Below are 19394 nucleotides of genomic sequence, written 5' to 3'. Positions count from 1 at the left end.
ACGTCCTTTCGTCGTACGGGAGGATTCTCCCCCCTGTCGGCCCGCCCCCGTCGGCCACACCCCGTGGGTGTCCGGATGTGACTACTCCACCGCGGCCACCAGTTCCTGTTCCTCCTCACCCGCCCCGGCCGCCGGGGGCTTGCCGGGCAGGAACACGGCGACCACGACGGCGCCCAGCACCGCGACCGCGGTCCCGCACAGCGCGGTGACGTGCATGGCGTGCAGGAAGGCGTCGTTGGCCGGGCCGATCAGCGCCTCGCCGCGCGGGCCGAGCCGGCCGGCGACGCCGAGCGTGGCCTCGATGGACTCCCCGGCCGTGTCGCGCAGCCCGGCCGGGACCGCGCCCAGCTTGCCCTCGATGCCGTCGCGGTAGGCGGTGGAGAGCACCGAGCCGAGGACGGCGATGCCGAGGGCGCCGCCGACCTGGCGGAAGGTGTTGCTCAGCGCCGAGGCGGAGCCGGCCTTCTCGCGGGGCAGGGCCTGCATGATGACCACGCTGGTCGGCGTCATGATGTGGGCCATGCCGGCGCCCATCAGGAAGAAGATGACCTCCAGCAGCCAGATCGGGGTGTCCGCCTCGAAGGTGGCGAAGGAGGCCAGGGTGGCGGCGATGACGACCAGGCCGGCCGTGGTGGTGGCCTTGTTGCCGAAGCGGTCGACGACCAGCCGGGCCCGCGGCGCGAAGATCATCTGGGCGGCGGCCAGCGGCAGCATCAGCAGACCGGACTCCAGCGGCGAGTAGCCGCGCACGCTCTGGGTGTAGAAGACCGAGAAGAAGGTGACGCCCATCAGCGCGAAGAAGACCAGCGCGATGGCGCTCATGGCGGCCGAGAAGACCTTGTTCCTGAAGTAGCTGACGTCCAGGGACGGGTGGTCGCTGCGCTTCTCGAAGACGACGAAGGCGGCGAGGACGACCAGACCGGCGACGATGGTCCCGAGCACGGTGGTGTCGGTGAAGTCGGCGAGTTCGCCGCCCTTGATGATGCCGTAGACGAGCAGGATCAGGCCGACGACGGACAGCACCACGCCGATGGGGTCCACCCGGCCGGGGTTCGGGTCGCGGGAGTCGGGCACCAGCCAGACCATCAGCACCACGGCGAGGATCACGATCGGCACGTTGATCAGGAAGACCGACCCCCACCAGAAGTGGTCCAGCAGCACACCGCCGGTGATCGGTCCGATGGCGATGGCCAGGCCGACGCCGCCGGCCCAGATGCCGATGGCCTTGGGCTGCTCCTCGCGCTCGAAGACGTTCATGAGGACGGCCAGGGTGGCCGGCATGACGAAGGCGGCGCCGAGGGCCATCAGCGCCCGGAAGGCGATGAGCTGGGCGGGCGAGCCGGACTCGGCGGCCAGCGCGGAGCCGGCGCCGAACACGACGAGCCCGGCGAGCAGCACCTTCTTCCGGCCGATCCGGTCGCCGATGAGGCCGGCGGTGAACAGCAGGCCGGCGAAGACGAGGGTGTAGGCGTTGATCGCCCACTCCAGCTCGCTCTGCGTCGCGCCCAGTCCGGTGGGGGCGGGGGTCGAGATGGTCTTGATGGCGACGTTCAGGATCGAGTTGTCCAGAACGACGATCAGCAGGCTCAGCATCAGAACGCCGAGGATCGCCCAGCGGCGGCGGTGCACCGCCTCCGGAATGCGGCGGGCGGCTGCGGCAGGAGTAGTCATGGCCCCGAGCCTAGGGCCAATTCCGATACGAGACCGTCTCGTATCGGAATCCTTTACCCGAATCTTACGTCCGGGAACGAGACGACGCGCATACGAGACGACGCGCATACGGGGACCCCTCTGGCCCTGACTGGCACGAGGTGCCACCATGGAGTCGATCCGGGGACGCCGTCAGGGCGCCTCGAGATGACTGAAGGAGCCGTTGCCATGACGCAGCTTTCGGCTGCCCACGCAAAGCCCTCCGACGGCAGCAAGGCGCTGTACGGGGGCAAGGGCACTCGCCGCATCACGGTCCGCGACATCGCCCTCGCCAAGGAACGCGGCGAGAAGTGGCCCATGCTCACCGCCTACGACGCGATGACCGCCTCCGTCTTCGACGAGGCCGGCATCCCGGTGATGCTCGTCGGCGACTCCGCCGGCAACTGCCACCTCGGGTACGACACGACCGTGCCCGTCACCCTCGACCAGATGACGATGCTGTCGGCCGCCGTGGTGCGCGGCACCAGCCGCGCCCTGATCGTCGCCGACCTCCCCTTCGGTTCCTACCAGGAGGGCCCGGTGCAGGCGCTGCGCTCGGCGACCCGGCTGGTGAAGGAGGCGGGCGCCGGCGCGGTGAAGCTGGAGGGCGGCGAGCGCTCCCACGAGCAGATCCGGCTGCTGGTGGAGTCCGGCATCCCGGTCATGGCCCACATCGGCCTGACCCCCCAGTCCGTCCACGCCATGGGCTACCGCGTCCAGGGCCGCGGCGAGGAGGCGGCGGCCCAGCTGCTGCGCGACGCCAAGGCCGTGCAGGACGCGGGCGCGTTCGCGGTGGTGCTGGAGCTGGTCCCGGCGGAACTGGCCGCCGAGGTCACCCGCGTGCTGCACATCCCGACCGTCGGCATCGGCGCCGGTCCCGAGACCGACGCGCAGGTCCTGGTGTGGACCGACATGCTCGGGCTGACCGGCGGGCGGGTGCCGAAGTTCGTCAAGCAGTACGCCGACCTGCGCACCGTCATGGGCGACGCGGCCAAGGCGTTCGCCGAGGACGTGGTGGGCGGGACCTTCCCGGCCGAGGAGCACTCCGTCCACTGACGGCGGCGGCACACCGACCGCACGACCACACGGACCGTACGACGACACGGACCGTACGACCACACGGACCGTACGACCACACCGACCACAGCGGCACCACCTGGACCGCCCCGCCGACTTCCCCCATCGGCGGGGCGGTCCCCTTCGCGGACCCGTCCGGCACAGGCGGGCGTCCGCAGACGGACTGTCGGCGCTCTGTCGTGCCTTTGTCGGCGCCTTTGTCGGCGCCTTGTCGGTGCCCTGTCGGTGCTCACGGGCGTCCGCAGGCGGGCTGTCGGTGCTTTGTCAGTGGGGGCTGACACAGTCACTGCCATGACGCGAACCGACAACCACCGCAGCGGCGGACGCGACGCCGTGACCGTGCGGGGACTGGTCAAGCACTACGGCGAGACCAAGGCGCTGGACGGCGTGGACCTGGACGTGCGCGAGGGCACCGTGATGGGCGTCCTCGGGCCGAACGGCGCCGGCAAGACCACCCTCGTACGCATCCTGTCCACCCTGATCACCCCCGACGCCGGCCACGCGACGGTCGCGGGCCACGACGTCGTACGCCAGCCCCGGCAGCTGCGCCGGGTCATCGGGCTCACCGGCCAGTACGCCTCCGTCGACGAGAAGCTGCCCGGCTGGGAGAACCTGTACATGATCGGCCGGCTGCTCGACCTGCCCCGCAAGGAGGCCCGCGCCCGCGCCGACGAACTGCTGGAGCGCTTCTCCCTCACCGAAGCCGCCCGCCGCCCGGCGAGCACCTACTCCGGCGGCATGCGGCGCCGGCTCGACCTGGCCGCCTCCATGATCGGCCGGCCCGCCGTGCTCTACCTGGACGAGCCCACCACCGGACTCGACCCGCGCACCCGCAACGAGGTGTGGGACGAGGTCAAGGCGATGGTCGGGGACGGGGTCACCGTGCTGCTGACCACCCAGTACATGGAGGAGGCCGAGCAGCTCGCCTCCGAGCTGACCGTCATCGACCGCGGCAAGGTCATCGCGCGGGGCGGCACCGAGGAGCTCAAGGCGCGGGTCGGCGGGCGCACCCTGCGGGTCCGGCCGGCCGATCCGGCGGAGCTGCGCCCGCTGGCGGCGATGCTCGACGACCTCGGCATCACCGGACTGGCCCCGACGACCGTGGACACCGAGACCGGCTCCCTGCTGGTGCCGGTCCTCAGCGACGAGCAGCTGACCGCCGTGGTCGGCGCGGTCACCGCGCGCGGCATCACGATCACCGCCATCACCACCGAACTGCCCAGCCTGGACGAGGTGTTCCTGTCCCTCACCGGCCACCGCGCCAGTACCCCGCAGGACGCCGACCTCGCCGACTCCCTCAAGGAGGTCGCCGTATGAGCGCCGCCACCCTGCCCGCCTCCGACGTCAAGACCGACGCCCGGATCACCCTGCGCGGCCACCTGCGGCACACCGGTGCGCTGATCCGCCGCAACCTGCTGTGGATCCGGCAGGACCCGGAGTCGATGTTCGACGCGCTGCTGATGCCGATCGTCTTCACCCTGCTCTTCGTGTTCGTCTTCGGCGGCTCCATCGGGCAGGCGCTCGGCGGCGGCCAGGAACGCTATGTGCAGTACGTCATCCCCGGCATGCTGGCGATGATGAGCATGACGCTGTCGCAGGGGGTGGGCACCGGCTTCAGCCAGGACTTCAACAGCGGCGTCATGGACCGCTTCCGGTCCCTGCCCATCGGGCGCGGCTCGGTGCTGTTCGCGAAGGTCGCGGTGGAGCTGGCGCGGATGCTGTTCGCGACCGCCGTGCTGATGGTCGTCGCGGTCCTCGTCGGCTTCCACATCACCCACTGGGGCGGGCTCTTCGCGACCGTGGGCCTGTCCGCGCTGTTCGCCTCCTCCATCATGTGGGTGTTCCTCACCCTGGGCGTGGTGCTGAAGAGCGCGCAGTCGGTGCAGGCGATGGGGTTCCTGGTGCTGTTCCCGCTGCAGTTCGGCTCGTCGATCTTCGCGCCGACCGAGTCGATGCCCGGCTGGCTGCGGCACTTCACCGACTACAACCCGCTGTCCACGCTCGCCGACGCCGCCCGCGGGCTGATGACGGGCGGGCCGGTCGCGCACGACCTGTGGGTGACCGTCGCCTGGTCGGTGGCGATCACCGCGGTCATGGCGCCGGTCGCGATCCACAAGTTCCGCACCAAGAGCTGACCGCACGGCACGCACCGCGGCCGCACCACAGCGGCACCGCGGCGAATGAACGCGGGCGTCGGGCGGCGGGTGCCGGCGGGCGTCAGATCAGGGCGGTGGCCTCCTCGGGGGAGAGGCCGCCGCCCTGCGCGTACGCCGTCTCGTAGGCGGTGTCGTCGAGCAGGGCCCGCACCGCCGCCTCGGCACGCTCGCGCACCGTGCGCTCGGCGATGCCCGGGAGGTGGCCGGCGGGCATCTGGGCGTCGGCGGCGCCCAGGCAGCGGGCGGCGTCCTCGGCCCGCGCGCCGCCCCGGGCCGCGGCCAGCGCCGCCGCCGCGACGGTCAGGTACAGCGGGCCCAGATGCGGGGCGACGATCTGGGACAGCGGCGCGGCGGCCTGCCCAAGCGCCCCGCGGATCTTGTCCAGGGCCTCCTCGGGACTGCCGTCGACGGCCTCCACCCAGGCCTCCTGGCCGAGGAGGAAGGCGTCGAAGACGACGAAGTGGGAGAGCTGGGCGTCGGCACGGAGCAGCCGGAGATGCTCGCGGGCCTCGGGTATGCGGCCGGTCAGGGAGAGCCACACGGACAGGAACATACGGGCCATCGGCATCGCCTCGCTGGTGCTGCCGTCCTCGCGGGCGAGGATCTCCCGCAGCATCCGCTCGCCGCGCTCCGGGCCGTCCGTCTCCATCAGCACCGCGCCCAGGCGGACGCCGAGCACGGAGGCCTGGTTGCGGGCGCCGAGCCGCTCGGCGTGCTCGATGGCCGACCGGAAGTCGGCGGCGGCCGCCGCGTACTCGCCCCTGCGCTCACGGGACTCGCCGCGTGCGGAGAGCGCCTCGGCGGCGCCCCAGTCGTCCCCGAGCCGCTGGAAGATCTCCAGCGCCTCCTGGGCGTCGCGGGTGGCGTCGCCCGCCGACTCGCTGCGGTTGGCGAGGATGTTGGCGCGCATCTGCAGGGTGACGGCCAGCTCCCACTCGAAGCCCGGGGTGCCGCGTGAGGTCTCCACGCAGGCGTCGATGATGGCGCGCATCCGGTCCATGCCCTCGGTCAGCAGCACGGCGAAGAACCAGAGCATGCCGGGGGGACGGCAGGTCTGCGGCATGCCCGGCTCGTACACCTGGGTGATCGCGCGCAGCTTGGCCTGCGCCTCGGGGGTCTGCCAGGTGTCCATCTCGGTCTCCATGCAGGCGAGATGGGCCAGGTGCAGACCGCGGCGGGCCTCCGCGAGCAGTTCGCCGGTGAGCGGCGGCGCGAGGTCCGTGCAGCGCTCCCACACCGGCGCGGCCGGGCGGACCGGCTCGGCGAACGGGTCGGGGCCGAGCGCCATCACCTCGCGGCACAGGTTCCGCGCCTCGATGCGCAGATCGCGCAGCTGCCAGTACCAGGACAGGGACAGCACCAGGCACAGCGCCTCCTGCTCGTCCCCGAGCGCGACGGCGTGGCGCAGGGCGGTGCGCAGGTTCTCGTACTCCGACTCGAGCCGGGCGACGGCGGCGGCCTGGCCGCGGCCGCGCAGCAACGGGTCGGTGCGGCGGGCGAGTTCGCGGTAGTACGTCAGATGGGCGCGCTCGGCCTCGGTGCGGCCGCCGACCTCGTCGAGCCGTTCGCCGGCGTACTCGGCGACGGTCTCCAGGAGCCGGTAGCGCATCCCGCCGTCCGGCGCGGGGGCGGCCACCACCAGGGACTTGTCGACGAGGGAGCCCAGGGCGTCGAAGGCGGCCGGCCCGCACACCGCCTCGGCGGCGGCCAGGTCGCAGCCGCCCGCGAACACCGACAGCCGGCGCAGCACGTGCCGCTCGTCCTCGTCGAGCAGGTCCCAGGACCAGTCGACGACGGCCCGCAGGGTCTGCTGGCGGGGCAGCACCGTACGGCTGCCGGAGGTGAGCAGGCGGAAGCGGTCGTCGAGCCGGTCGGCGATCTGGCGCGGGGTGAGCATCCGCAGCCGGGCCGCCGCGAGTTCGATCGCCAGGGGCAGGCCGTCCAGGCGCCGGCAGATCTCGGCGCAGGCCGCCTGCGTGTCCTCGTCGGCGTCGACCCGGAAGCCGGGCCGTACGGCCGCGCCCCGCTCGGCGAACAGCCGCAGCGCCACCGGATCGGGCAGTGGCTCCACCGGCCGCAGCACCTCGCCGGGCACGCCGAGGGGCTCGCGGCTGGTGGCGAGCACCGTCACCTGCGGGCAGCGCGCGAGCAGCTCCTCGGCCAGCCGGGCGGCGGCCTCCACGACGTGCTCGCAGTTGTCGAGGAGGATCAGCATGCGGCGGCGGGCGCAGTGCTCGACGAGCCGTTCGACGGGGTCGTCGTGCCGGTCGGCGACCGCCGCGCGCAGCTCCTCGGCGCCGGCTCCGTACAGCACGGTCTCGCGGGCGCCCACGGCGGTGAGCACGGCTTCCGGCACGGCCTGCGGGTCGTCCAGGGGAGCCAGTTCGGCGAGCCACACCCCGTCCCGCATCGCGGGCCGTACGACGTCGGCGGCCTCCTGCGACAGCCGCGTCTTGCCGGCCCCTCCGGGCCCGAGCAGCGTCACCAGGCGTGCGCCGCCGAGGTCGGCGCGGATCTCGGCGATGTCCGCCTCGCGTCCCACGAAGGAGGTGAGCCGGGCCCGCAGGTTCCCGGCGGGCCGGCCGTTCCGCCCGGGCGGTGTGCGGTCCGGCGGCGTGCGGTCCGGCGGCGTGCGGTCCGGCGGCGTGCGGTCCTCGGTCCGGGGGGTGCCGTCGGGGGTCCCGGCGGTCCTGGAAGGCGCCGGGACGCTCGAGCCGGGGTGCTCGGCGTGGGGGGTCCCGGTGTCGGGGGCCGGGGTGTCGGGGATCACGGCGTCGGAGGTCCCGGCCGCCGGGGCCGGTAGGCCCGGCGCCGACGGGACCGGTGTCCGCCCGCCCGGCTCCCCCTGCCGGGCCCCGGCCGCACCGGCGCCCGCCGGGACCTGGGGCACCCGTGAACCGGCCGGGACGCCCGCGGCGGGGTCAGCAGCCGCCCCGGCACCGGCAGCCGTGCCTGCGTCGGCAGCCGTGCCCGCACCGGCGTGGGCATCCGGCGTGACGCCGCCGCCCCCGCCCTCCTGCCGGGTGCCGGAACCGGGCGCGTCCTGCCGGCCCCGCCCGCGCGGCTCGCGCGGCCCACGCGGTTCGCCCTGGCCGAGCGGGTGGCCCGGCTCGCGCGGCCAGCCGGTCCCGTCCGTCGCGTCCGGCCGCAGCAACTCGCCGTGCAGGGCACGCAGTTCCGGGCCCGGGTCCGAGCCGAGGCGGTCGGCGAGGAGGCACCGTACGTCCTCGTAGGCGGCCAGGGCCTCCGCCGTGCGGCCCGTGTCGCGCAGGGCGCGCAGGCGCAGCGCCTGGAGCGGCTCGTCGAGGGGGTGGGTGTCGCACAGGGCCGTCAGCTCGGGCAGGCACTGCTCGGCGTGGCCGAGGGCGAGCGCGGCGGCGAGCCGGGCGCGGCGCACGTCCCGGTGGCGGGTCTCCCAGCGGGCCGCCTCGGCGGTGCGGTCGGGCAGGTCGGCGAGGGCGGGGCCGTGCCACAGGGCGAGCGCGTCGTCGAGGACGGCGGCCGCCTTGGCGGCGTCGCCGTCGCCGAGGGCGCGCAGGCCCTCTCCGGCCAGCCGCTCGAAACGGTGCAGGTCGACGTCGTCGGCCGCGGCGGTGAGCCGGTAGCCGCCCTCGGCGGAGCCGACCGCCTCCGCGCCGAGCGCCCGGCGCAGTCGTCCCACCAGCGCCTGGAGGGCGCCCGTGGCGTCGGCGGGCGGGTCCGCGCCCCACACCTCGTCGACCAGGACGCGCACCGGGACCGTACGGCCGGGGCGCAGGGCGAGCACGGTCAGCAGGGCACGCAGCCGCGCCCCGCCGACCGGGACGGCGGTGCCGTCGGGGCGGAGCGCCTGGGTGGTGCCGAGGATGCGATAGCGCACGGGGTCCATTGTCTCCGGTGGCCTCGGGGCCGGTCACGGGGTTCGGACGGCGCGGCGGCCGGCACCACCCTCGCAGGAACCGGGGGGTGGGCGCGAGACGTTTTCCCCTGCGCCGGGTACGGTCGCTCTCGCCCGAACGGGCGACCACGCGCGAGAGACCACAGGAGCCCTCCCCCATGACCACCGCCACCACCCGCCACAGCGACCGGCGGATCAGTCCCGTCTTCGTCGGGATTCTGGCCGTCACCGCCGTCACGGGGTGGGCCACCTGGACCGGATTCGCCGAGCAGCCGGGCGTGGCGGTGTTCCTGTTCGTGACCGCGGCCTGGATCGTCTCGCTCTGTCTGCACGAGTACGCGCACGCGCGCACCGCCCTGCACAGCGGCGACATCACGGTCGGCGCCAAGGGCTACCTCACGCTGAACCCGCTGAAGTACACCCACGCCCTGCTGAGCATCGTGCTTCCGGTGCTCTTCGTGATCATGGGCGGGATCGGTCTGCCGGGCGGTGCGGTGTTCATCGAGCGGGGCCGGATCCGGGGCCGCTGGCGGCACAGTCTGATCTCCGCCGCGGGGCCGCTCACCAACGTGCTGTTCGCAGCGGTGTGCACGGCCCCGTTCTGGCTGGACGCGCTGGACGGGGTGCCCGGCGACTTCCGGTTCGCGCTGGCCTTCCTCGCCCTGCTCCAGGTCACGGCCGCGATCCTGAACTTCCTGCCGGTCCCGGGCCTGGACGGCTACGGCGTGATCGAGCCGTGGCTGTCGTACGGCGTGAAGCGCCAGGTGGAGCCCTTCGCGCCGTTCGGCCTGCTGTTCGTGTTCGCCCTGCTGTGGGTGCCGGCGGTCAACAGCGCCTTCTTCGACCTGGTCGACGCCGTCCTGCGCCCGCTGGGCATCAACGACTTCGACCAGTACTGCGGGCAGGAGCTCTACCGCTTCTGGAAGGGCACCGACGAGCTCTGCTCGGTCAGCCCGTGACCGGGCCGGTCGGCCTGCGCCCGGGCCGGTCGGCCTGCGCCCGGGTCGGTGGCCCGTGACCTGGCCGGTCAGCCGGTGACCGGGCCGCCGCCTGCCGTCCGGCCCCGGCGGGCGTAGTACCAGGTCATGTTGGACGACAGGCCCGCCAGCAGCACCCAGACGATGCCCAGCCAGCTGCCCTGAAGGAAGGAGACCACGGCGGCGGCGACGGAGAGGACGCAGACGGCGAGGGTGTAGAGGGCGAGTCGCCTGGCCGGCTTGGGCGAGGACGAGGGCTGCATGGCGGTCGGCTCCTGTCGGGGACACTGCTCGGTGCTCGGGACGGTCCCGGACCGCTCGCTGCCGCGCCCGGAACCGCTTCGCCGACCAGTGTCCCCCATCGGCTCAGACGTCGGTGAGCCGGAGTCCCGCGTGCGCCTTGTAGCGGCGGTTGACGGAGATCAGGTTGGCCACCAGGGACTCGACCTGGTGGGCGTTGCGCAGCCGGCCGGCGAAGATGCCGCGCATGCCGGGGATGCGGCCGGCCAGCGCCTGCACGATCTCGACGTCGGCGCGTTCCTCGCCGAGGACCATCACGTCGGTGTCGATCCGCTCGATCTCCGGGTCCTGCAGCAGGACCGCCGACAGGTGGTGGAAGGCGGCGGTCACCCGGGAGCCGGGCAGCAGCGCGGCGGCCTGCTCGGCGGCGCTGCCCTCCTCGGGCCGCAGGGCGTAGGCGCCCTTCTTGTCGAAGCCGAGCGGGTTGACGCAGTCCACGACGAGCTTGCCGGCCAGCTCCTCGCGCAGGGACTCGAGGGTCTTGCCGTGCCCCTCCCAGGGCACGGCGACGATCACGACGTCGCTGCGGCGGGCGGTCTCGGCGTTGTCGGCGCCCTCGACACCGTGCCCGGTCTCCTCGGCCGCCGCCCGCGCGCGCTCGGCCGCCCGGGAGCCGATGATCACCTTCTGGCCGGCCCGGGCGAGGCGGTAGGCCAGGCCCTTGCCCTGCGGACCGGTGCCGCCGAGCACGCCGACGACGAGACCGGAGACGTCGGGGAGGTCCCAGGGGTCCTTGGCCGGGGCCTTGGCGGGCTGCTGTGCGCTGTCGGAAGAGGTCATGCGCCGACTCTACGTCCCCGGCCCCGCCCCCCACCGACCCCGGCCGAACTCCCCTGCCCCACCCGGCCACAGGCCACCCGAGCCGGCCCGCCGGACGACCCCGCTACTCTACGTGCTCGACCGCCGAACGCCCCCGCACGCCATGCGCCCGACTCCCCGGCCGACCCCGCACCCCGGGTACGCCCGACTCCCCGGCCGGCCACACCGCTGGTCCGCCCGCCCCACCGGGCCCGCCACGGATGCGCCCGGCCCGCCGGGCAGCTACACCGCGCGCGGGCCCGCCCGGACCACCTCCCGCCGCCGCGGCCGGCCCCCGGCTGCCGACACCCCGCCGCGCCCACCCGATCGTCGGCCCGCCGCGCCACCGCGCCGCCTGCGCGCGGATCGCCACGGCGCCGCGCCGCCTGCGCCCAGCCCGCCCTCCGCCCGCCCTCCGGCCCGCCGCGCCGTCGGCAGGGCGCGCGGCCCGGACGGCGCCCGACCGGAACGGCTCCCGGCCAGAAAGGGCCCCGGCCGGAACGGGCCCCGGCCGGAACGGGCCACCGGAACGGTGCGTGGCCGGGCGGGCAGGCGGCGTCGCCGACGCGCGCGGGCCCGTCCCACCCCGGGGCCGCGGCTGCCGTTGATTCGCCGGGACGGGCGAATCCGGGCCGAACCGGCCGCCCGGGCGGGTGCCGTGGGGCAGCATGCCCTCGTATGGACGCGGTTCGAGTGGCGTTACTGCGCGAGGTGCTCGCCGGGACCGAGTGGCTGGGGGCCACACGGCGGTTCGCGGGGGCGCTGCGGGGGTCCGTCGTGTCGCACGGCGGCGGGCTGCTGCTCGTGGGCACGCCCGGTTACGAGCCGTGGCATCTGGCCGCCCACCTGGTGGACGAGGCCGCCTGGTCGGGCACCCCGGAGCTGGCGCCGACCCTGGTGCGGCACGACGCCCGGCCCGCCGACCCCGCGCACCTGGCCGTGGGTCCGGGCCGGCTGGAGGCGGCCCGGCGCGGCGAGACCCTGCTGGTGGTGGCCCCCGAGGAGCCCGCGGCGCTGCTGGAACGGGTGCACGCGGCCCGCCGGTCGGGTGTGACGGTGCTGGCCCTGGGCCCCGGCGAGGGCGAGCTGGCGGCACTGGCCCACGAGAGGCTGGCGGTGCCCGAGGGCGCCGAGCTGGACCTGGACACGGTGCAGCACCTGGTGAGCGCGGCGGCCGGGGAGAACGCGGTGCCCCCGCCCAGGGGCCGCGGACGCTTCCGGGACCGGCTGTCCCGGCTGGCCGAGCAGCTGACGGCGCCCCCGCCGGAGCGCTGGTAGGGCGGCCCGGGCCGGTACCGGAAAAGGAGTTGCCCCGCCCCCGCGGCGTGCCGACGATGACTCGTCGTGACCGACGACCCTCCCGTGCCCGGCGATGCCCCGCCCTCCGGCCCGCGGGCCCTGCTGCCCGACCTCGCGCCCTGGCGGGCCTCCCGCGACTTCCGCCGGCTGTGGGTCTCCGGGCTGATCTCGAACTTCGGCAGCTTCCTCACCTTCGTCGCGCTGCCGGTGCAGATGAAGGAGCTCACCGGATCGGCCGCGGCGGTCGGCGCGCTGGGCGCGGTGGAACTGGTCCCGTTGATCGTGTTCGGGCTGTACGGCGGGGCGCTCGCCGACGCCCTGGACAAGCGGCGGCTGATCGTGTGGACCGAGGCCGGCCAGGGCGTGCTCAGCGCGGCGCTGCTGGCGGGGGCGCTGCTGCCGCACCCCGCGGTGTGGCCGCTGTACGTGGTCGCCGCGCTGTCCTCCGCCCTGACCTCGGTGCAGCGGCCCGCGCTGGACTCGCTGTGGCCGCGGATCGTGGCGCACGAGCACCTGCCGGCGGCGACCGCGCTCAACTCGCTGCGCTGGACGGTCGGCGGAGTGGCGGGACCGGCCGCGGCGGGCGTGGTCGTGGCGTACGCGGGTCTGCCCGCCGCCTACGCCGCCGACCTGGCGACGTTCGCCGTGTCGGTGGTCCTCGTCGTGCGGATCGCGCCCCAGCCGGCCTCCCACGGGGCGGCGAGGCCGTCGCTGCGGGCGATCGCCGAGGGCGCCCGGTACGCGTGGGGCCGCAAGGAACTGCTGGGGACGTACGTGGTCGACCTCGCGGCGATGTTCCTGGCGATGCCGCTGGCCGTGCTGCCGTTCCTCGCGGACGAGCTGGGCGCGCCCTGGTCGCTGGGCCTGATGTACGCCGCGGTGCCGCTGGGCTCGCTGCTGGTGAGCCTGACCAGCGGCTGGACCTCGCGGGTGCACCGGCACGGGCGGATGGTGGTCCTCGCGGCGCTGCTGTGGGGACTGGCGGTGGCGGCCGCGGGGGTGGTGGGCGATGTGTGGCTGGTGCTGCTGTTCCTGACCGTGGCCGGCGGCTGCGACATGGTCAGCGGTGTCTTCCGGGGCGCCATGTGGAACCAGACGATCCCGGACGAGCTGCGCGGCCGGCTGGCCGGCATCGAGTTGCTGTCCTACTCGGTCGGCCCGCAGCTGGGCCAGGTCCGCTCGGGCGGCGTCGCCGCGTGGTGGGGCGTGCGGGCGTCGGTGTGGTCGGGCGGGCTGCTGTGCGCGGGCGCGGTCGGGCTGCTGGCCCTGTGCCTGCCGAAGCTGATGACGTACGACGCCCGCACGAACGAGCACGCGGTACGGCTGCGCGAACAGCGCGCGTCCGCGCTGCGCACGGCGGCCTGACCGGCCCCCACCACCCCGCCGCCCCCGCGCCCACCTGTGTCCCCGGGCCCCACCTGTGTCCCAGGTCCCCGCCCGTCCCTGCGGCGACCCCGGCCCCGCCCACCGTGCGGTTCATCGCGGCCCAGCCCGGCGGCCCCGGCACTTCCCCCGCCCGCCGGACCGTACGGTGGCCTCACGCGCGTACATCCCGCGCGGCGGTCCTGGGCCCCACCTCCCGCCCGGTCGTTGCGCCCACCCCGGCGATGCGAGTGGTATCCCACCCCGTCTCACCGTGCGGTGCCTCACGCCCGGCCGGCCGCCGGCGCTCCGGCCCCGCCCGGCGGTCCGGGCGGGTCCCCTCGCCCGCCTGCCCGTCGGCGGTCTCACGCCGGTCCGGCGGCCCCCGGTTGCGCCCGCCCCGGGGGTCCGGGCGGAACCCCGCTCACCGACCGACGACGGCCCTGGCCCGCCCCGGCGGTCGGCGGCCCGCCCGCCGCTCGGCCGTTCCGGGCCGGCCCGGCCACCGTCGGACAGACCGCAGCTCACCCCCGTGGCCGGTGCTCCGGCCCCCGCCCCGGCGGGCGGTCCCGGCGGGTTCCCTCGCCCGCCCGGCCGTGTGGCGGTCTCGCACCCGCCCGGTCGCCCGGCGGTTACGGGCCATCCCCGGCGGTCCGGGCGGAACCCCGCCCGCCCGTCCGCCCGGCGGCCTCACGCCCACCCGACCGCCCGACCACCCGATCGCCCGACGGCCCCGGGTCCGCCCCGGCGGTCGGCGGCCCGGGCCGAGCACCGCCCGACGGATCGCAGCCCACCCGGCGGCCGGAACGGCCGGCCGGCCCTGGGGTCCCGGCCCACCCAACTGCCCCGGGACGGGTCGTGCCCACGGGCGTCGGCCCACCCGGCTGCCCCGGGCCCGCCCACCCCGTCGGCCGGCCGGGGAGCCGCGGGTAGCCGACCAGCGTGGGTCAAACCGGCGCGCGCGGACCAACCGGCAGGTGCGGGCCGCCGGCAGGCGCGGGCCGCCGACCGGCGCAGGCCAACCCGCAGGTGCGGGCCGCCGGCCAGCGCGCGCGGGCCAACCGGCCGGCGCGGGCAAACCGGCAGGTGCAGGCCAACCGGCAGGTGCAGGCCAACCGGCAGGTGCAGGCCAACCGGCGCGCGCGGGCCGCCGACCAGCTCGGCCCAACCGGCGCGCGCGGCCCGCCGGCAGGCGCGGGCCGCCCGTCAGTCGTCCTCCGTGCCGGACGCCGGCGCGTCGTGCCACCGGGGGTCGTTCTCCCATTGCAGGTTGCGCTCGCGGGCGATCTCCATCGCGTGCTGTGCCTCCTCGTGGGAGGCGTACGGGCCGAACCGGTCCTTGGCGGGACACTCGGGTCCCTCCTCGACCTTTCCGTGCTCCAGGCAGTAGAACCACTCGCCCGGCTTTCCGGCGGTGCGCTTCTTGAACAGGGCCATGACCAGCTCCTCTCGCCACCGACATGTTCCCCCATCGGCCCTGGATAGACTCGACGGCATGTCTGGCCAGTCACTGCTCGTGCCCGGGGAGCTGTCCCCCGCCCGCCCCGTGCCCGGAAACATCCGCCGCCCCGAGTACGTCGGCAAGCCCGCGCCCAAGCCGTACACGGGACCCGAGGTGCAGACCCCGGAGACCGTCGAGGCGATGCGGGTCGCCGGACGGATCGCGGCGCAGGCGATGGAGGAGGCGGCCAGGCACATCGCGCCGGGCGTGACCACCGACGAGCTGGACCGCGTGGCGCACGAGTTCATGTGCGACCACGGCGCCTACCCCTCCACGCTGGGCTACCGGGGCTTCCCCAAGTCGCTGTGCACCTCCGTCAACGAGGTGATCTGCCACGGCATCCCGGACTCGACGGTGCTGCGCGACGGCGACATCGTGAACCTGGACGTGACGGCGTACATCGGCGGGGTGCACGGCGACAACAACGCCACCTATCTCGTCGGGGACGTCGACGAGGAGAGCCGTCTGCTGGTGGATCGCACCCGCGAGGCGCTGCACCGGGCGATCAAGGCGGTCCGCCCGGGCCGGCAGATCAACATCATCGGCCGGGTCATCGAGTCGTACGCCAAGCGCTTCGGCTACGGCGTGGTCCGCGACTTCACCGGCCACGGCATCAACTCGTCCTTCCACTCGGGCCTGATCGTCCCGCACTACGACAGCCCGCACGCCACCACGGTGATGCGGCCCGGGATGACCTTCACCATCGAGCCGATGCTGACGCTGGGCACCCACGAGTACGACGTGTGGGACGACGGCTGGACGGTCGTCACCAAGGACCGCAAGCGGACCGCCCAGTTCGAGCACACGCTGGTGGTGACCGACACGGGCGCGGAGATCCTCACCCTGCCGTAGCGGCCCGGCCGGGCGACGGCTCACCGGGAGCACACGGGGGGCCCGGGAGCGTCCGGAGGCGTTCGGGGGCGTCGGCGAAGGCCGGCAGGCGTCCGGCGCCCCCGGCGAGCGCCCCCGCGAGCCGGAATGCGTCCATGCGCCCGGTGGCGTCGGCCGCTTCTCCGCCCTCCGCACCCTCGAGGTGCACCCGCCCGCCGACCTCGACCCAGCCCTCGGGCTGAGGGGCCGTCAGGATCTGGGAGCCGGCGCCCTGGGTGATGTTGAGGGCGCGGCCCAGTTCCGCGGTGAGGAGGAGGGCCGCCGCTCCCGTCGCCTCGTCCTCGTCGATGCCGTCGTCGCGGCCGGGGAAGGCGCGGGCGCGGATGCGGCCGGCGGGTTCGTCCTCCCAGGCCCAGGCGTAGATCCACTCGCCGGGTGGGGGGATCTCGAGGTCGTCGACCTCCGAGGGGGTGGCGTACTGGCGCAGGGTGCGGGGCGGGGCCCACTCCGGGCGGGCCTCGATCCAGGTGAACTCTCCGTCCAGGCGGGTGCCGACGGGGCCGGCCGGGGTGACCAGTTCGGGGACGTCCAGGAGCCAGGCCGTGCCGACGCAGGGGTGGCCGGCGAAGGGCAGGCGCAGGGTGGGGGTGTAGATGTCGATGACGCCGCGCTCGGGGTCGTCGACGAACACGGTCTCGCTGAACCCGAGTTTCGCGGCGAAGGCCTGGCGGTCGTCCGGTCCGGGGACGCGTGAGCCGTCACGGACGACGCCGAGCTCGTTGCCGTAGCCGCCGCGGGGTCCGCAGAAGACGCGCAGCACGTCGTAGTCAGTCACCCGGGCATTGAAGCACCCCCGCTCCTCCTTTGCTCGCGCTTGACCATCCCATGGGGTCCGCTTGGCGTGGTTGAGACCGAGCCGCGTCTGTGATCCTTCGTGATCCTTCCGTGCGAGCCGAATCACGGACCCCACCCTGTAGCGACGAGGTGAGGCTGGGCTAAATTAGGCAAGCCTCACCGAACCGCTTCACCGAGCACTGGAGCACTGGAGCCCTTATGCGAGCCGTCCGCCTTCCCGTCGTCACCGCCGCCGCCACCGCGGCGGCCCTGACCGCCATGACGGCCTGCACCGCGAAGAGCGACGCCAAGGACACCGGGGCGATCCAGGTGACCGCCGCCGACACCACCTGCGAGACCTCGGCCAAGAGCGTCCCGGCCGGTCACGTCACGCTGAAGATCGAGAACAAGGGCTCCAAGGCCACCGAGGTGGAGATCGTCCTCCCGGACGACCGGATCGTCTCGGAGAAGGAGAACATCGGCCCGGGCACCAAGTACACGCTGACCGCCGAGGTCAAGGCGGGCAGTTACGAGATCGCCTGCCGCCCCGGCATGAAGGGCCACGGTGTGCGGCAGAAGCTCACGGTCACCGGCGCCGGCGCCGCCGCCAAGCGGAACCCGAAGCTGGACAAGGCCGTCGCCGACTACCGCGCCTACGCCCAGCAGCAGGCCGACGAGACCCTGCCCCGGGTCGAGACGTTCGTGAAGGCGGTCAAGGCCGGGGACGTGACGGCCGCCAAGAAGGCGTACGCCGTCTCCCGCCTCGGCTGGGAGCGCACCGAACCGGTCGCCGAGTCCTTCGGCGACATCGACCCCAAGGTCGACGTGCGCGAGGACGGCCTGGAGGACGGCCAGAAGTGGACCGGCTGGCACCGGCTGGAGAAGGCGCTGTGGAAGGACGGCCGGATCGGCGCCGAGGAGAAGACCCTCGCCGACCAGCTCGTCACCGACCTGAAGGACTGGCAGCAGCGGGTCGGCAAGGCCGAGATCACCCCGACCTCCATGGCCAACGGCGCCAAGGAGCTCCTCGACGAGGTCGCCACCGGCAAGGTCACCGGCGAGGAGGACCGCTACGCCCACACCGACCTGGTCGACTTCAAGGGCAACGTCGAGGGCGCGCACAAGGCCTACGAGCTGCTCGAGCCGGTCGCGCGGCAGAACGACCCGGCGCTGGCCAAGGAGCTGGACAAGCAGTTCGCCGCGCTCGACGCGACGCTGGACAAGTACCGCGCGGACAAGACGTCGTACGACTTCGTCTCCTACGACAAGGTCGGCGAGGAGCAGCGCAAGGAACTGTCGGACGCGGTCAACGCGCTGGCCGAGCCGCTGTCCCGGCTCGCCGCCGCGGTCGCGAAGTAGGGAGGGGCCCGCGATGACCGAGACTCAGAATTCCAGTGCCGGCCCGTCGGCCGGGGCCGGCCCGCAGGCCGGGACCGGCGCGCAGGCCGCACCGTCCCGTCGCGCCGTGATCGGCTGGGGCGGCGCCGGGCTCGCCCTGGGCGCGGTCGCGGCCGGCGGAGTGGCGGTGGCCACCTCCGGCGACGGCGACGGCGCCGGCGGGCCGGGCGCGGCGGCGGGCGGCGCGGTGGAGTTCCACGGCGCGCACCAGGCGGGCATCGCCACGCCGGTGCAGGACCGGCTGCACTTCGCCGCCTTCGACGTGAAGACCGACGACCGTGCCGCGTTCGTGCGGATGCTGAAGGACTGGACGGCCGCCGCACGCCGGATGACCGCCGGCCGGGTGGTCGGCGAGGGCGCCTACGGCGGGCCGGCCGAGGCGCCGCCGGACGACACCGGCGAGGCGCTGGGCCTGCCGCCCTCGCGGCTGACCCTGACCATCGGCTTCGGACCGTCGCTGTTCGAGAAGTTCGGCCTGGCCGACCGGCGGCCGGCCGCCCTGGTCGACCTGCCCAAGTTCCCCGGCGACAACCTGGAGCGCTCCCGCACCGGCGGCGACCTGTGCATCCAGGCCTGCGCGGACGATCCGCAGGTCGCCGTGCACGCGATCCGCAACCTGGCCCGGATCGGCTTCGGCAAGGCCGCCATCCGCTGGTCGCAGCTCGGCTTCGGCAAGACGTCCTCCACCACCCCGGACGCCCAGACGCCGCGCAACCTCTTCGGCTTCAAGGACGGCACCCGCAACATCGCGGGCACCGAGACGGACCGGCTGGAGAAGTTCGTGTGGGTCGGCGACTCGGACGGCGGCCCGAAGGACGCGTGGATGCGGGGTGGCTCGTACCTCGTCGCGCGGCGCATCCGCATGAACATCGAGACCTGGGACCGCACCCCGCTGCAGGAGCAGGAGGACATCTTCGGCCGGGACAAGGGCGAGGGCGCGCCGGCCGGCAAGGCCAAGGAGCACGACGCGCCGTTCCTGAAGGCGATGAAGCCGGACGCGCACGTCCGGCTCGCGCACCCCGACAGCAACGACGGGATCACCATCCTGCGCCGGGGCTACTCCTTCACGGACGGCACCGACGGCCTCGGCCGCCTCGAGGCCGGCCTGTTCTTCCTCGCCTACCAGCGCGATCCGCGCAAGGGGTTCATCCCGCTGCAGCACAGGCTCGCGGCGCAGGACGCCCTCAACGAGTACATCCAGCACGTGGGTTCGGCGGTGTTCGCGGTGCCGCCCGGCGTCCGCGACGCGAACGACTGGTGGGGCCGCACCCTGCTGTCCGAGGAGGCGTAGGCCC

General features: G+C 74.5%; 14 protein-coding genes and 1 pseudogene. 9 read left to right on the top strand and 6 right to left on the bottom strand.

The genetic code is table 11. From position 1 onward, the window contains the following. Positions 1 to 81 precede the first annotated feature (81 nt). Positions 82 to 1671 carry an MFS transporter gene (locus ACI2LW_RS14600; protein WP_404731529.1) on the bottom strand — a complete coding sequence of 530 codons (1590 nt, stop codon included), beginning with the start codon at positions 1669 to 1671 and terminating at the stop codon, positions 82 to 84. Positions 1672 to 1878: 207 nt separating this feature from the next. Between ACI2LW_RS14600 and panB the strand changes: the two genes are divergently transcribed. From panB to ACI2LW_RS14585, 3 genes are all read left to right on the top strand, one after another. Then, positions 1879 to 2745, top strand: a complete 867-nt coding sequence (gene panB, locus ACI2LW_RS14595) for a 3-methyl-2-oxobutanoate hydroxymethyltransferase (protein ID WP_404731528.1) — start codon at positions 1879 to 1881, stop codon at positions 2743 to 2745. A 312-nt stretch (positions 2746 to 3057) separates the two neighbouring features. Further along, on the top strand, positions 3058 to 4083 hold the full coding sequence (locus ACI2LW_RS14590) for an ATP-binding cassette domain-containing protein (RefSeq protein WP_404731527.1): 1026 nt from the start codon (positions 3058 to 3060) through the stop codon (positions 4081 to 4083). Beyond that, positions 4080 to 4901, top strand: a complete 822-nt coding sequence (locus ACI2LW_RS14585; protein ID WP_404731526.1) for an ABC transporter permease — start codon at positions 4080 to 4082, stop codon at positions 4899 to 4901. Before ACI2LW_RS14590 ends, ACI2LW_RS14585 begins: the two co-directional genes overlap by 4 nt. Positions 4902 to 4983: 82 nt before the next feature. Here ACI2LW_RS14585 and ACI2LW_RS14580 read toward each other — a convergent pair whose 3' ends face one another. Continuing rightward, positions 4984 to 8790 carry a BTAD domain-containing putative transcriptional regulator gene (locus tag ACI2LW_RS14580; protein WP_404731525.1) on the bottom strand — a complete coding sequence of 1269 codons (3807 nt, stop codon included), beginning with the start codon at positions 8788 to 8790 and terminating at the stop codon, positions 4984 to 4986. A gap of 167 nt (positions 8791 to 8957) precedes the next feature. Between ACI2LW_RS14580 and ACI2LW_RS14575 the strand changes: the two genes are divergently transcribed. After that, the gene (locus ACI2LW_RS14575) at positions 8958 to 9758 is read left to right on the top strand and encodes a site-2 protease family protein (protein WP_404731524.1); all 801 of its coding nucleotides are present in this window, start codon (positions 8958 to 8960) and stop codon (positions 9756 to 9758) included. Positions 9759 to 9826: 68 nt separating this feature from the next. Here ACI2LW_RS14575 and ACI2LW_RS14570 read toward each other — a convergent pair whose 3' ends face one another. Beyond that, a complete protein-coding gene (locus ACI2LW_RS14570) occupies positions 9827 to 10039 on the bottom strand; it encodes a hypothetical protein (RefSeq protein ID WP_404731523.1) in 213 nt (70 codons plus the stop codon). A gap of 103 nt (positions 10040 to 10142) precedes the next feature. Further along, positions 10143 to 10856: an NADPH-dependent F420 reductase gene (npdG, locus tag ACI2LW_RS14565; protein WP_404731522.1), complete on the bottom strand. Its 714-nt coding sequence runs from the start codon at positions 10854 to 10856 to the stop codon at positions 10143 to 10145. Positions 10857 to 11552: 696 nt separating this feature from the next. Here npdG and ACI2LW_RS14560 point away from each other — a divergent pair. Both ACI2LW_RS14560 and ACI2LW_RS14555 read left to right on the top strand, forming a co-directional pair. Continuing rightward, positions 11553 to 12152, top strand: coding sequence for a hypothetical protein (locus tag ACI2LW_RS14560; protein ID WP_404731521.1), 600 nt, complete (start codon positions 11553 to 11555; stop codon positions 12150 to 12152). 66 nt (positions 12153 to 12218) lie between these two features. Next, positions 12219 to 13538: an MFS transporter gene (locus ACI2LW_RS14555; protein ID WP_404731520.1), complete on the top strand. Its 1320-nt coding sequence runs from the start codon at positions 12219 to 12221 to the stop codon at positions 13536 to 13538. Positions 13539 to 14741: 1203 nt separating this feature from the next. Here ACI2LW_RS14555 and ACI2LW_RS14550 read toward each other — a convergent pair. Next, positions 14742 to 14972 carry a hypothetical protein gene (locus ACI2LW_RS14550; RefSeq protein ID WP_404731519.1) on the bottom strand — a complete coding sequence of 77 codons (231 nt, stop codon included), beginning with the start codon at positions 14970 to 14972 and terminating at the stop codon, positions 14742 to 14744. Between the two features lie 58 nt (positions 14973 to 15030). Between ACI2LW_RS14550 and map the strand changes: the two genes are divergently transcribed. After that, entirely contained in the window at positions 15031 to 15888 is an 858-nt protein-coding gene (map, locus tag ACI2LW_RS14545) for a type I methionyl aminopeptidase (RefSeq protein ID WP_404731518.1), read from the top strand. Between the two features lie 175 nt (positions 15889 to 16063). Here map and ACI2LW_RS14540 read toward each other — a convergent pair. Continuing rightward, positions 16064 to 16702: pseudogene (locus ACI2LW_RS14540) on the bottom strand (PhzF family phenazine biosynthesis protein); the annotation flags it as partial. A gap of 218 nt (positions 16703 to 16920) precedes the next feature. On the opposite strand from ACI2LW_RS14540, the gene efeO reads away from it, so the two are divergent. Further along, complete coding sequence (efeO, locus tag ACI2LW_RS14535; protein ID WP_404731517.1) at positions 16921 to 18060, top strand: iron uptake system protein EfeO; 1140 nt, start codon at positions 16921 to 16923, stop codon at positions 18058 to 18060. 13 nt (positions 18061 to 18073) lie between these two features. Then, positions 18074 to 19390 (top strand): iron uptake transporter deferrochelatase/peroxidase subunit, encoded by a 1317-nt coding sequence (gene efeB / locus ACI2LW_RS14530; protein ID WP_404731516.1) that lies wholly within the window; start codon positions 18074 to 18076, stop codon positions 19388 to 19390. The last annotated feature ends 4 nt before the right edge of the window (positions 19391 to 19394 follow it).

The sequence above is a fragment of the Streptomyces sp. NPDC004065 genome (assembly GCF_044903565.1).
In the GTDB taxonomy this organism is placed as follows: domain Bacteria; phylum Actinomycetota; class Actinomycetes; order Streptomycetales; family Streptomycetaceae; genus Streptomyces.
Note: the sequence above shows the minus strand (reverse complement) of the source record. Positions and strands in the feature narration are given on the sequence as shown.

Bases quoted from the DNA above. Each gene is read 5' to 3' on its own strand.
- ACI2LW_RS14600 (WP_404731529.1), bottom strand. From the start codon at position 1,671: ATGACTACTCCTGCCGCAGCCGCCCGCCGCATTCCGGAGGCGGTGCAC.
- panB (WP_404731528.1), top strand. From the start codon at position 1,879: ATGACGCAGCTTTCGGCTGCCCACGCAAAGCCCTCCGACGGCAGCAAG.
- ACI2LW_RS14590 (WP_404731527.1), top strand. From the start codon at position 3,058: ATGACGCGAACCGACAACCACCGCAGCGGCGGACGCGACGCCGTGACC.
- ACI2LW_RS14585 (WP_404731526.1), top strand. From the start codon at position 4,080: ATGAGCGCCGCCACCCTGCCCGCCTCCGACGTCAAGACCGACGCCCGG.
- ACI2LW_RS14580 (WP_404731525.1), bottom strand. From the start codon at position 8,790: ATGGACCCCGTGCGCTATCGCATCCTCGGCACCACCCAGGCGCTCCGC.
- ACI2LW_RS14575 (WP_404731524.1), top strand. From the start codon at position 8,958: ATGACCACCGCCACCACCCGCCACAGCGACCGGCGGATCAGTCCCGTC.
- ACI2LW_RS14570 (WP_404731523.1), bottom strand. From the start codon at position 10,039: ATGCAGCCCTCGTCCTCGCCCAAGCCGGCCAGGCGACTCGCCCTCTAC.
- npdG (WP_404731522.1), bottom strand. From the start codon at position 10,856: ATGACCTCTTCCGACAGCGCACAGCAGCCCGCCAAGGCCCCGGCCAAG.
- ACI2LW_RS14560 (WP_404731521.1), top strand. From the start codon at position 11,553: ATGGACGCGGTTCGAGTGGCGTTACTGCGCGAGGTGCTCGCCGGGACC.
- ACI2LW_RS14550 (WP_404731519.1), bottom strand. From the start codon at position 14,972: ATGGCCCTGTTCAAGAAGCGCACCGCCGGAAAGCCGGGCGAGTGGTTC.
- map (WP_404731518.1), top strand. From the start codon at position 15,031: ATGTCTGGCCAGTCACTGCTCGTGCCCGGGGAGCTGTCCCCCGCCCGC.
- efeO (WP_404731517.1), top strand. From the start codon at position 16,921: ATGCGAGCCGTCCGCCTTCCCGTCGTCACCGCCGCCGCCACCGCGGCG.
- efeB (WP_404731516.1), top strand. From the start codon at position 18,074: ATGACCGAGACTCAGAATTCCAGTGCCGGCCCGTCGGCCGGGGCCGGC.